Origin of the sequence: Sphingorhabdus sp. (genome assembly GCF_044239005.1) — a bacterium.
GTDB lineage: Bacteria > Pseudomonadota > Alphaproteobacteria > Sphingomonadales > Sphingomonadaceae > Sphingorhabdus_B.
This window is the reverse complement of record NZ_JBIICH010000057.1, coordinates 1-12,952: the sequence shown is the minus strand read 5'-3', so window position 1 is coordinate 12,952 and position 12,952 is coordinate 1. Positions and strand designations below refer to the sequence as shown.

At 55.3% G+C, this 12,952-nt stretch carries 11 protein-coding genes; 7 read left to right on the top strand and 4 right to left on the bottom strand.

The genetic code is table 11. The features are described from left to right. The 7 genes from dusB to hflX all read left to right on the top strand — a co-directional run. Positions 1-804: tRNA dihydrouridine synthase DusB (gene dusB / locus ACILQA_RS06095; protein ID WP_395628901.1), on the top strand; the 804-nt coding region annotated here is incomplete at its 5' end. 3 nt (positions 805-807) lie between these two features. Further along, on the top strand, positions 808-1,899 hold the full coding sequence (locus ACILQA_RS06090; RefSeq protein ID WP_395628900.1) for a nitrogen regulation protein NR(II): 1,092 nt from the start codon (positions 808-810) through the stop codon (positions 1,897-1,899). Continuing rightward, complete coding sequence (locus tag ACILQA_RS06085; RefSeq protein WP_395628899.1) at positions 1,896-3,317, top strand: sigma 54-interacting transcriptional regulator; 1,422 nt, start codon at positions 1,896-1,898, stop codon at positions 3,315-3,317. The genes ACILQA_RS06090 and ACILQA_RS06085 overlap by 4 nt, the downstream gene beginning before the upstream one ends. 82 nt (positions 3,318-3,399) lie before the next feature. Continuing rightward, complete coding sequence (locus ACILQA_RS06080) at positions 3,400-5,661, top strand: ATP-binding protein (RefSeq protein ID WP_395628898.1); 2,262 nt, start codon at positions 3,400-3,402, stop codon at positions 5,659-5,661. A gap of 1 nt (position 5,662) precedes the next feature. Further along, the gene (locus ACILQA_RS06075) at positions 5,663-7,063 is read left to right on the top strand and encodes a sigma-54-dependent transcriptional regulator (RefSeq protein WP_395628897.1); all 1,401 of its coding nucleotides are present in this window, start codon (positions 5,663-5,665) and stop codon (positions 7,061-7,063) included. 112 nt (positions 7,064-7,175) lie between these two features. After that, positions 7,176-7,673: an RNA chaperone Hfq gene (gene hfq / locus ACILQA_RS06070; protein WP_183940801.1), complete on the top strand. Its 498-nt coding sequence runs from the start codon at positions 7,176-7,178 to the stop codon at positions 7,671-7,673. Continuing rightward, positions 7,670-8,995: a GTPase HflX gene (gene hflX / locus ACILQA_RS06065; RefSeq protein ID WP_395628896.1), complete on the top strand. Its 1,326-nt coding sequence runs from the start codon at positions 7,670-7,672 to the stop codon at positions 8,993-8,995. The genes hfq and hflX overlap by 4 nt, the downstream gene beginning before the upstream one ends. Here hflX and mazG read toward each other — a convergent pair whose 3' ends face one another. The 4 genes from mazG to metG all read right to left on the bottom strand — a co-directional run bounded on the left by mazG (position 8,996) and on the right by metG (position 12,792). After that, positions 8,996-9,772, bottom strand: a complete 777-nt coding sequence (gene mazG / locus ACILQA_RS06060) for a nucleoside triphosphate pyrophosphohydrolase (protein ID WP_395628895.1) — start codon at positions 9,770-9,772, stop codon at positions 8,996-8,998. It abuts the gene before it with no gap. Between the two features lie 76 nt (positions 9,773-9,848). Continuing rightward, positions 9,849-10,451, bottom strand: a complete 603-nt coding sequence (locus tag ACILQA_RS06055) for a TIGR02281 family clan AA aspartic protease (protein WP_395628894.1) — start codon at positions 10,449-10,451, stop codon at positions 9,849-9,851. Then, complete coding sequence (locus tag ACILQA_RS06050) at positions 10,448-11,224, bottom strand: TatD family hydrolase (protein WP_395628893.1); 777 nt, start codon at positions 11,222-11,224, stop codon at positions 10,448-10,450. The genes ACILQA_RS06055 and ACILQA_RS06050 overlap by 4 nt, the downstream gene beginning before the upstream one ends. Further along, the gene (metG, locus tag ACILQA_RS06045; RefSeq protein ID WP_395628892.1) at positions 11,224-12,792 is read right to left on the bottom strand and encodes a methionine--tRNA ligase; all 1,569 of its coding nucleotides are present in this window, start codon (positions 12,790-12,792) and stop codon (positions 11,224-11,226) included. The genes ACILQA_RS06050 and metG overlap by 1 nt, the downstream gene beginning before the upstream one ends. Positions 12,793-12,952 lie beyond the last annotated feature (160 nt).

Sequence of the window (12,952 nt, the reverse complement as noted above, 5' to 3'; positions counted from 1 at the left end):
TGGGATGCGATTGAAGAGCCTGTGTCGATGCAGTTGGCTGGCTGTGCACCATATGAAATGGGTGAGGCGGCGAAGCTGAACGAAGACCGCGGCGCGGCGATTATCGATATCAACATGGGCTGCCCCGTTAAAAAGGTGGTGAACGGCGATGCAGGCTCTGCATTGATGCGCGACCTCCCGCTGGCGGCCAGCCTGATCGAGGCGACGGTGAAGGCCGTGTCCGTGCCGGTGACCGTCAAGATGCGCATGGGCTGGGACCATGGCAGTCTGAACGCGCCTGAACTTGCCCGTATCGCCGAAGACCTTGGCGCAAAGATGATCACCGTCCACGGCCGCACGCGTAACCAGATGTATAAAGGCTCGGCTGACTGGGCATTTGTGCGCAAGGTGAAAGACGCGGTATCGCTTCCGGTCATCGTCAATGGCGATATCTGCACCATCGAAGATGCACGCAATGCGCTGGAACAAAGTGGTGCCGATGGCGTGATGGTTGGCCGCGGCGCTTATGGGAAGCCCTGGCTCTTGGGTCAGATGATGCATTGGTTCCGGACCGGGCAGACCATTGCCGATCCGGACATCGATGCCCAGTTCCACCTGATCATGGACCATTATCGCGCCATGCTTGACCATTATGGCGGCGAAGTTGGCCTTCGCATCGCGCGCAAACATATTGGTTGGTATACAAAGGGACTGAATGGTTCAGCCGAGTTCCGCAATTTCGTGAACCGCATCGATGACCCAGATGTTGTCATTGACGAGCTGACACGCTTTTACGAACCGTTCCTGACGCGGTCGGCCGCCTGATAGATGTCGCAGATCACGCATCGCCCCGAATATAGCCAAATGCTGGCGAGTATTGCGGTGCCGGTGCTTCTGATCTCGCCTGATCACCTGATCACTTATGCCAATGACGCGAGCGAAGCCTTTTTTGGCCGAAGCCGCAGAAGGCTTGAGGGGCATCGGATTGATGAGGCGCTGATATTCGAAAGCGAGCGGATGAACGCGGCTCTGCTGGCGCGTGAGGGCGACATTTCCGCGCAGGATATGGAGCTTAAAACGCCTTATGGCGTGATCATGGTTGATATAAACATATCCGCCGTGGCCAAAGAACCCGATTGGCGCATCGCCGTCATATCCCCGCGCAATGGTGGCCGCGAGCATATCGGGGACCAGCGCGACTCCGGGCAGCAACAGGCGATGGGCGCGCCTGCGATATTGGGGCATGAAATCAAAAACCCCTTGGCGGGCATAAAGGGCGCGGCACAGTTGCTGGCGCGTCAGGTCGATGAAAAAAGCCGGGCGTTGACCGAGCTTATTGTTAACGAGGTTGACCGCATTGCCCGCTTACTTGACCAAATGCAAAAGCTGGGGCGGTCGGAGCGGCCCGAATTGGCACCGGCAAATATCCATTTGCTGATTGAGCGCGCCATTCGTTCCCTGCGTGCAGCCAACCGCGCCATGCCCGAAATTTCCATCAATTATGATCCATCGCTGCCCGATGTGTATATCGATGCAGACGGGATGGTTCAGGTGCTCATCAACCTCCTGCAAAACGCGATCGACGCGCTGCACGGGCGTCTTGATGGCGTGATTGGCATTTCGACGCGCTATGTCATGAGCGGTGCGTTGCGTGACACGGACATTGACCGGCGCGCCATTAAATTGCCGGTTGAAATCGCGATATCCGACAATGGTGCGGGCGTGCCAGATCATATTGTCGATGAGCTTTTTTCGCCGTTCGTGACAACAAAGCGTGACGGGCAGGGGCTTGGCCTCGCCATTGTCCGCAAGCTTGTGCAGCAAATGAACAGTAGGGTCTTGTTCGAACGCGATCATGCCCTTGGGCAAACCACATTCCGGCTTTTGCTTCCGGTAGCTTCAGGGAAGGCAAGCGAATGAAGCCAGCTAAGGTTCTTATTGTCGAAGATGACGCGTCCATCGGTCTCGTCGTATGCGCCGCGCTTGAGGCGGAGAATATCGAAACGCAAATTTGCGATACCGTTGCCGCGCGCGATGCCGCGCTTGCCAATGGCCATTTCGACCTGATGCTGACCGACGTGGTGTTGAAAGACAGCGACGGCCTGTCCACGCTGAAAGAGATATTGGCAGGAACGCCCGATATGCCTGTCATCATCATGTCTGCGCAAAACACGCTGGAGACAGCCGTGCGCGCCAGCGAGATTGATGCGTTTGAATATTTCCCAAAGCCGTTTGATCTCAACGACCTTGTCTTGGCGGTCAAGCAAGGCATCGAGAAACGCCGCTCAACCGCCTCTGACCCGTTTGAGGGGTTAAGCGAAGCCAATCTGCCGATGATTGGACGCAGTGCCGCGATGCAGGATGTGTACCGCATGGTGGCGCGCCTGTTGCGGAATGACCTGTCGGTCCTGATTTCGGGGGAAAGCGGAACGGGCAAGGAATTGGTGGCCGAAGCGATCCACAATCTGGGGCACCGCAAAACCGGGCCCTTCGTCGCGGTCAACATGGCGGCGATCCCGAGCGAGTTGATTGAGGCGGAATTGTTCGGCCATGAAAAAGGCGCGTTTACCGGCGCCGTTGGTCAATCCATTGGCCGGTTTGAACAGGCGCAAGGCGGCACATTATTCCTCGACGAAATTGGCGACATGCCAATGCACGCACAGACCCGCCTTTTGCGCGCGCTGCAAAGCGGTGTCATCAGCCGCATTGGCGGGAAAGCGAGCATTCGCCTCGATGTCCGCATCGTCGCGGCGACCAACCAGAACTTGGCCGCGCTCATTGAAAAGGGCGGGTTTCGGGAGGATCTGTTTTACCGCCTGAACGTCGTGCCCATCGAAATGCCACCGCTGCGCGACCGCACGGAAGACATCGGTTTGCTTGCGCAGCATTTCCTGATGATGGCGGCAAAGGATGGCCTTCCATTGCGCAAAATTGACGATGGGGCCGTTGCGCAATTGATGGCGATGCCCTGGCGCGGGAATATCCGCGAGTTGAAGAACCTTATTTATCGTCTGGCATTGTTGTGCCGCGAAGATACGATCACAGAAAGCACGGTCCACCAGTTTGTCGAACCGGCGCATGATGCTGACCCGCAGATTCAAGGCGCGAGCTTCGAAGCGGCGGTTGCGCAATTCCTGCGCGACCAAAAACAGCGCGGGCATTTGCGCGAAAAGCTATATCCACGCGCCTTGGCCCAGTTCGAGGTTCCATTGCTGCAGCATGTGATGAAGCAAGTGAAAGGCAACCAGCTTAAAGCCGCAGCCTTGCTTGGCATCAACCGCAACACGCTGCGCAAAAAACTGACCGATTATGGCATTGGTCCCGCCGGGGGACGCTAGAGCGGTGTTTAGCCAAGATACATAGCGCCTGAAGCGCAATTTTGTGCTTTTCAGGTAACGCAATGGGTGCCACAGTGTCTTTATGGCAACAATCGGATTAGCGGAGGAAACAGATTCACCGTCCGCCGTCGGTCGTCTTTTTGAATGGCTTGCCGATCTGCTGGGCAACAGCCAATCGATCAAATTTCTGGAAATTGCCAGTGCGGTGATGGTTGTCGTTGCCGGCGTTGTGACTGCGATATTGCTGATCGACCAAGGGCCGCAATCGGAGCCCTTGGGACCGGCTGCCTCTGCAACTATGTTGGTTAGTAACCTGTTGCCAGCGACATTGCTGCTTGTTCTCTTCGGGCGGCGTGTGGCGCTCAAGCGGGCGGAGAATAGCAACATTGGCAGCAAGCAATTGCTGCACGTCCGCCTAGTGGCAATATTTTCGGCGATTACGGCGGTTCCAACGGTGCTTTTGGTTATCTTTGCCTCATTGCTCTTCCAAAGCGGCGTGCAATTCTGGTTCTCGGGTTCGGCACGCGGCATGCTCGAAAATGCAGGCGAGCTGGCCAAGGGATATTATGATGAAAAGGTGCGCGATGTTGGGGCCGAAACGGTCACAATGGCGGGGGACATTCGGTACATTTTATCGCAGGTAAAAATCGATAGCGCTGAATTTTTAGAGATTGCCTATCCGCAACAGGTCTTGAACCGCAAGTTGAGCGAGTCCGCAATTGTCACGATTGGGCCAAGCGGACAGCAAAATACAGAAGCAGTGCTCGCCGAAAAAGAACGTGGTGACTGGATCAGCGATGAAGCGCTGCGCAAACTGGAATCCGGCGAAAATTTTGTCGTTACGGTCAGTCCCAATAATATCGATGCTGTTGTGGTCCTGTATGACAATCCGCGAACCTATCTATACGTAAGACGCGCGGAAACAGTGCCTTCATTTGCTTTGGGTTCACGCGCCCAGTCCGTTTTGCAAGACTATGACAAAATGGTCGCGCGATCTCGGGCGTTGCAAATCCAATTCAACCTCGCGCTCTATTTTGTGTCGCTGATGATTATTGGCATCACGCTTTGGATTGCGCTGCGCGTCGCGGACCGGTTGGTAAGGCCGGTCAACAATCTGGTGGATGCCGCACAAAGAATTGCAGACGGCGACCTATCGGCGCGGGTCACCGAAGATCAATTCCGCGATGATGAAGTTGGTTTCCTGTCGCAATCGTTCAACCGCATGACCGAGCGACTACAGCAGCAAACGGGCGCATTGCTGGCCACCAACCATCAGTTGGGTGAGCGGCGTTTGTTTATTGAGGCGGTGCTGGAATCGGTGTCGGCAGGTGTCGTCTCGGTCGATGGCAATGGCGTGGTCCAGCTGGCGAACTCCACTGCGGAAAAACTGTTGAAGCATGAATCTGATACTATTGTTGGCCAAAAATTTGAAGTGGTCGCGCCGGCGCTCGCCGCTTTGGCCAGCGAGAGCCCGCGGGGTGTTGTACAGCTTGGCGATGGGCCAGAGCCGCTGACGGTTGCGGTCACGGTATCTCCACGCGAGCAGGGCAGTGTGGTCACCTTTGAAGACATCAGCCAGCAGCTTGCCGATCAACGCCGCGCGGCATGGTCTGATGTCGCCCGCCGGATCGCGCACGAAATCAAAAACCCGCTGACGCCCATCCAATTGGCGGCAGAGCGACTTCAGCGGCGCTTTGGCAAGCACATTGCCCAAGATGAAGCGATATTCGCGCAGTTGACCAGCACCATCGTGCGCCAAGTTGGGGACTTGCGAAATATCGTCGATGAATTTTCATCGTTCGCGCGGATGCCAAAACCTTTGTTCCGTTCGGAAAATGTGCACGACATTGTGGGGCATGCTGTGTTCATGTTTGAAGTTGCACATCCCGACATCAGCTTCCGTTATAATCAGGATGGCCCTTTCCCCACATTGATCTCCGACCGGCGGCAATTGGGGCAGGCAATCACGAATATTCTGAAAAATGCTGTTGAATCGATACAAGAGAAAAAGAAAACGGTCGAAGTCGGTGGCGCGATAGTCATCGATCTGGTCGTCGAAGGCGATTGGTTGATCATCCGCATATCGGACAATGGCATTGGTCTGCCGCCGGATCGCCAGCGGATTATGGAGCCCTATATCACCAACCGGGCAACGGGTTCGGGGCTTGGCCTCGCCATCGTTAAGAAAATTATTGAAGAACATTTTGGAGAGATTTCTCTGTCAGACAACCAGCCAGAAGGCGCGGTTGTGACGTTGAAGTTCAATCCGGAAATCGTAGCATTGCGGGTAGGCAAGTTGAACGCGGTCCCGCCAGCAGTCAATTCAGATGAGGTTATGGGCTAATATGGCACTCGACATACTGATTGTAGACGACGAGCAAGACATTCGGGACCTCGTGTCCGGTGTTCTTGATGATGAAGGATATGGTACAAGGACCGCCGCGTCGGCCGATGAGGCCTTGGCCGCACTGGACGAGCGGTTGCCGTCGCTTATTCTTCTGGACGTATGGCTGCGCGGGTCGTCCATGGACGGCATTGAGCTGCTGCGCGCGATCAAGCTACGCGATCCGCAGATTCCGGTCATCGTCTTTTCCGGGCATGGCAATATCGACACCGCGGTTGCCGCCATTGGCCATGGTGCGGCGGACTTTATCGAAAAGCCATTTGAAGCCAGCAAGCTTCTGCATTTGGTATCGAAAGCGACCGAGACTGAACGCCTTCGCGCGGAAAACGCGGCGCTAAAGGCGCGGGTAGGGCATTCGGAAGAACTCACCGGATCATCGGCCGCGATCAACGCGGTGCGCGCAACTTTGAAGAAAGTCGCGGGCACAGGCAGCCGGATGCTTATCACTGGCCCCGCTGGCGTTGGGAAAGAGGTTGCCGCCCGTTTGCTCCATAGCTGGAGCCCGCGTTCAGACTCAGCCTTTGTCTCGGTGAGCGCGGCTCGCCTATCCCCCGAACGTTTTGATGAAGAGCTGTTCGGTATCGAAAAAGATGGCCGGCTTGTGCAGGCTGGCATGCTCGAAAAAGCGCATGGCGGCACGTTGTTTCTCGACGAAGTTGCGGACATGCCGTGGACCACGCAGGGCAAGATTTTGCGTGTTTTAACCGACCAAAGCTTTGTGCGGGTAGGGGGCGACCGGCAGATTAGGGTTGATGTGCGCTTTGTCTCTGCCACTGCGCGTGACTTGACGATTGAGATTGCGGAGGGGCGCTTTCGCGAAGATCTTTTCTATCGCCTCAATGTTGTGCCCGTTGAAATTCCGCCATTGTCGGGCCGTCGGGAGGATATTCCCGATCTCGCCAATCATTATGCGGCGCGCTTTGCTTCGGAACATCGCATTCCACCGCCCTATTTTTCCGATGACGCCATGGCCGCGCTTCAGGCGTGTGAGTGGCCGGGAAATGTCCGCCAGTTGCGCAATATCATTGAGCGAACGATCATATTGGCGCCCGCAAACAGGGTCCATACGATTGACGCCGACATGCTGCCCTCAGAAATCATCAACAGCTATGAGGGCACGGAGCAGAATGTCACGTCGCTGATGGGCGCACCCTTACGCGAGGCGCGTGAGGCGTTTGAGCGCGAATATCTGCGCGTTCAGATTAAGCGCTTTTCCGGCAATATTTCAAAGACGGCAGCCTTTGTCGGGATGGAGCGATCTGCACTGCATCGCAAGCTCAAGCTGCTTGGTATTTCCGTGCGGAAAAACGGTCTGGAGGTTGGAGAAGATAGCGACGCATAAGTCCAATTGCGCCGTCTGCAGTCCTCGTGTATACGCGCTTTTGCCGCGGCTCACTCCCTTTTAGGGTCTCCCGTTAAGCCGGGCACAACAAAAATATAATCGGATAATAATAATGACTGAAAAGAATAACGGACTGCAAGATCTGTTTCTGAACTCGCTGAGAAAATCAAAAACACCGGTGACCATGTTTCTGGTCAAAGGTGTAAAGCTTCAAGGCGTCGTCACCTGGTTTGACAACTTCTCCGTGCTGTTGCGCCGGGATGGCATGTCCCAGCTGGTCTATAAGCACAGCATTTCCACGATTATGCCATCTGTCTCACCCGATCGGTCGGTGTTTGATGACATGATGAGCCGCACCAGCCACCGTGTAGGCATGCTGCAGGATGTGTTCTTGCATGCGATGTGCGACAAGAATGAACCCGTCACCACCTTCCTCGTCAATGGTGTGATGCTTCAGGGCGGTATTGCGGCCTATGACCTGTTTTCGGTTCTGCTGGAACGCGATGGCACGACGCAATTGGTCTATAAGCACGCCATTTCGACTATTCAGCCTGCGCATCCTGTAAATCTCGCCGAATATAATCAGGGCGTGGATGAGGATGATATTTGAGCGTTTTTGAACGTAGCGAAACCGACGAATTTGCGCGCGGTGCGCGTGCGTTGGTCATTTACCCTGAATTGCCCGGACGGGCTTCGGTGGGCCCAGAGGCGCGACTTGCCGAGGCTGAGGGCCTTGCATTGGCCATTGGCCTGAATGTTGTCCAGAAAAAGCATTTTCGCGTCCGTTCGCCGCGTGCGGTTACGCTGCTTGGCGGCGGGCAGGTTGAGGAAATTGCGCAGATAGGGCGGGATTTGGAAGTCGACCTGCTGATCGTCGATGCGTCTTTGACGGCCATTCAGCAGCGCAATCTGGAAGAGCGCACCGGGTTGAAAACCATTGACCGTACCGGGCTCATCCTCGAAATTTTTGGCGAGCGTGCGGCAACCGCCGAAGGACGGTTGCAGGTTGAGCTGGCCCATTTGGATTATCAAGCCGGTCGCTTGGTGCGCAGCTGGACCCACTTGGAACGGCAGCGCGGCGGCTTTGGTTTCTTGGGCGGCCCGGGCGAAACGCAGATTGAGGCCGACCGCCGGATGATCCGCGACCGGATGGCCCGTTTGCGCCGCGAGCTTGAGGAAGTTAAACGGACGCGTTCGTTGCACCGTGCGCGCCGCAAAAGGGCGCCATGGCCAGTGATCGCTTTGGTTGGCTATACCAACGCCGGCAAGTCGACCTTGTTCAACAGTCTGACCCGCGCGACTGTGTTGGCCGAGGATATGCTTTTTGCGACGCTCGACCCAACCATGCGCGAAATTTCCTTGCCGGGGGTGGAAAAAGCAATTTTGTCTGACACGGTGGGATTTGTCTCCGACCTGCCAACGCAATTGGTTGCCGCGTTCCGCGCCACGCTCGAAGAAGTGATTTCGGCGGATATTATTGTGCATGTCCGCGATATTTCGCACAGCGAAACCGATGCGCAGCGTGATGATGTCCTCCAAATCCTGCGCGATTTGGGCGTTTTGGACGATGAAGATGCCGCAAACCAACCGCGGATGTTGGAGGTCTGGAACAAGATTGACCTGCTCGATGCCGAAAAACGAGAGGATCTGTCGGCGCTGGTCCAGCGTAATGATGATTTGCTGATGATCTCAGCGCAGACGGGTGAGGGCGTTGATGCCTTTAAGGCCCATCTGTCCGCGCTAATTGCCAAGGGCAATCTTGTGCGGTCTGTTCGATTGAAGGTCAGCGATGGCGCTGCGCTCGCATGGCTTCACGCGCGGGGAACAATCAACAGCCAGATTGTGGATGAGGACGTCGTAACCGTCGAAGCCTCGCTCAGCCGCCAATTATGGGGCCAATTTGATAAGCAATTCGCCCAAATAGAAGACTGATTATTTCGCTTCCTTGGCCTTCGCCTGTTGCCAAAGATCTTCCTTTTCATCGAGCGATAGCGATGTGAACCGGTCGCCAGCGGAATCTTCCATATCGCGAAAGCGGCGTTCGAACTTTGCATTCGCGGATTTGAGCGCGGTTTCGGCGTCAACGTCATGAAACCGGGCGAAGTTGACAACGGCGAATAACAAATCACCAATTTCTTCGGTAACATGTTCCGCGGAGGGTGCTGTTGCAACCTCCTCTAATTCTTCAATAATTTTGTCACGCGCGCCGGACTGGTCGGGCCAATCAAAACCGGTTCTGGCGGCGCGCTTTTGAATTTTTTGCGCGCGTAACAATGCGGGGAGGGCGCGGGCTACGCCTGCTAAGGCGCTGTTGTCCGATCCCGATTCGCGTTCGCTGGCTTTGATCGTTTCCCAATTGTCGGGAATGCTTTTGATTGGAGCATCTTGTGCGCCGAACACATGTGGATGACGGCGGACCATTTTATCGCAAATGCTGCTGACGACGTCGTTAAAGTCGAACTGGCCGAGTTCAGATGCCATCTGGCTGTGGAATACGACTTGGAGGAGCAGGTCGCCCAATTCGTCTTTTAACGCATCGAGATCATTGTTCTCAATGGCGTCCGCAACTTCATAGGCCTCTTCAATCGTATATGGCGCAATGGTGGAGAAATTCTGTTCCAGATCCCAAGGGCACCCGGTTTGCGGATCGCGCAAACGCGCCATGATATCTGTGAGAGGGGTAATATCAGCCTGCATCGGTCCAGCCATAAATAAGTTCGATAATATATATTATGTTAAGTGAGATTGAATAACGCCCGTTTAAGCACGTCGCATCGAGCCATTATCATTGCTTCAACGTCATCACATTTCCCTCAACCTTCCAGCTTTGCATGCTGTCGAGAAAGTTCATGCCAAGGACATTGGTGTCGCCGAAACTTTCCGACACCACAACATTATGCTGCCCGATTTCGCGCGTTCCAATATTCAACGATTGAATGATACCGCGCTGCGCCGTAACGCGCCCATTCGCTGTACTAAGGAATACCGGATATCCATCCGTATCCACTTGTATGCCCGTTTCGCGCGCCGTGCTCGCGTTTACCGCTGTGGTCGTCGCGCCGCTATCGATCATGAACCGAACAGGCTTTCCATTCACGTCAAGCTGAAGCCAATAATGGCCGTCATCCTGCCGCCTGATGGTGATTTCTTCGCCGCTCACGCTCTGGCCAGCGGTACCGGAAATGTCGGCTTTTACGCGCTCCCAGACGGCCTTAAATTCAAACCGGAAACTGAATATGGCGAATAAAGCCGCGAATATCGCTATCCACGCAAATGCCGCCTTGGCGACATATCCCAAGGGCAAACGCCGCGCCGCAAGCGAGCTCATCAATAACAATATGCAAACGACGCCCCAGATGAGCGATGGGCCGTCTTCCATGATGTTCATCGTACGGCCTTGGTAAACAGACTGTAGAAATTGTCTGAAGTCTCTTTAGCCAGAATGTCCGCATCAACACCGCGCAATTGCGCCACATAACGCGCGGTATCGGCGACAAATGCAGGCTCGCCGGTCTTCCCGCGATGCGGTATTGGCGCCAAAAACGGTGCATCGGTTTCCACAAGCAGCCGGTCCGACGGCAGCCATTTGGCGACCGACTGAAGATCTTGGGCATTTTTGAACGTCACAATGCCCGACAGCGAAATATACAGGCCAAGGTCCAATGCCATCCGCCCGAATTCTGCGCTCGCGGTGAAGCAATGAATGACGCCGGTGAATGCACCCTTGGACATTTCGTCGCGCAATATTTCGGCCGTTTCCGCCTCTGCATCGCGTGTGTGAATGATGATGGGAAGCCCGGTGTCCCGCGCCGCCGTTATGTGTTCGCGAAAGGACAGGCCTTGCTGCGCGCGGTCGCTGTGATCATAGTAAAAATCGAGCCCCGTTTCGCCAATTGCGACGACACGCGGGTGCGCCGCACGCTCGATAAGCTTCGCAGCATCCATGCCTATATGCTGGTCCGCTTCATGCGGGTGAATGCCCACAGATGCCCACACGTCGCGTTCCTGTTCCGCAAGCCCGATAACCTCGTCCCACTCGCGCTCACGCGTCGAAATGTTGAGCATGGCAGACACGCCGCTGCTCCGCGCTCGGGCAAGAATCTCGCCTTGCTGCTCGACCAAGCCCTTATAATTCAGATGGCAGTGGGAATCGACGAACATCAGGCCGCAGTCCCCTCCTCCGCTGGCATTTCCAGTCGCGGGAATAGTCCAACAGGCTGGGCAATTTGGTAATTGCTCTCGGCCAAAGGTGAATACCAATGCGATCCTGCCGCATCGAAGTTGCGCACATCAAGCGGAACGCCCATTTGGTCGAGAAGCTTGGTCGCCGACCCGGGAATGATCGGCAAAGCCGCGATGGCCAATTGCGCGATACAGATGAACAGCGTGGCAAGCACGGTTTCCATACGTTCTGGATCGGTTTTCTTAAGCGCCCAGGGGGCCTGCACATCGACATAGGCGTTGCAGGCAAATACCGCCTGCATCCAGCTTTCGAGCCCCTGAGACATCGCCAAATCTTCGTAATGCGCAGGAATATGCTGCGATACGGTCGCGCCGACCAAATCCAACAACGCTGTGTCATCGTCATTATGGCCGCGAATGGCGGGCAGATAGCCTTCGCAATTTTTGAAGATGAGCGACAATGTCCGCTGCGCCAAATTGCCAAAGCTGTTGGCCAGATCGGCATTCACGCGGGTGACAATCGCTTCGGGGCTATAGCTCCCATCCTGACCGAAGCTAACTTCGCGCAGCAGGAAATAGCGCAGCGCATCGACGCCAAACAGCTCCGCAAGCTGCATCGGGTCAACGACATTGCCCAAGGACTTGGACATTTTCTCGCCGCGTGAAAGCAGGAAACCATGCCCGAACACCTGTTTTGGCAATGGCAAGCCAGCCGACATTAAAAATGCGGGCCAATATACGGTGTGAAAGCGGACAATGTCCTTGCCAATGATATGGACATTGGCCGGCCAGAATTTGCGCCATTCCTCGGTATCGTCGGGAAAGCCAATCGCCGAGATATAAGTGGTTAGCGCGTCCAACCAGACATACATGACATGATTTTCGCTGCCGGGAACTTTGACGCCCCAATCGAAACTGGTCCGCGAAACGGATAGGTCTTTCAGGCCGCCCTCAACGAACCTAACCGTTTCGTTTTTCCGGCTGTCGGGTCGAATAAAGTCAGGATGCGCGGCATAATAATCGAGCAACGGTTGTTCATATTTCGAAAGCCGGAAAAACCAGCTTTCTTCAACCGTCCATTCAACAGGTGTGCCCTGCGGAGAAAGCTTCTGCCCCCCCTCGCCCTCGGTCAGTTCGGTTTCGTCATAATAGGCTTCGTCGCGGACCGAATACCATCCTTCATACCGGTCAAGATACAAGTCGCCAGCGGCTTCGAGCCGTTTCCAAATGGCTTGACTGGCCTTGTGGTGATGGTCCGACGTTGTGCGGCAAAAATGATCAAAGGAAATATCAAGAGTGCTGCACATTTCCTTGAAATAAGACGACATTTCATCAGCAAGATCGCGCGTGGCCTTGCCGGCTGCCCGTGCCGTCTGGTCCATTTTCAGGCCATGCTCATCGGTGCCAGTGACGAAGCGCACATCACGGCCCATCAAACGCTGAAACCGCGCAATCGCGTCGGTTGCGATCGCTTCATAGGCATGACCGATATGCGGCTTGCCATTTGGGTAGGCTATTGCGGTGGTAATATAAAAAGGTTCAGACATGTGGACTCTTGTATTTTTAGGCGAATTAGCTCGCCTTATGCGCTTGAACCGATGCCAGCAAGCTTCCCATTTGAAAGACGACGCTCTGCTTGTCCAAACTTAACGCGATGGCGCGTGCGGCCAGCCCGCTTGCGGCCTCCCACGCATCAATCCCGGCGCG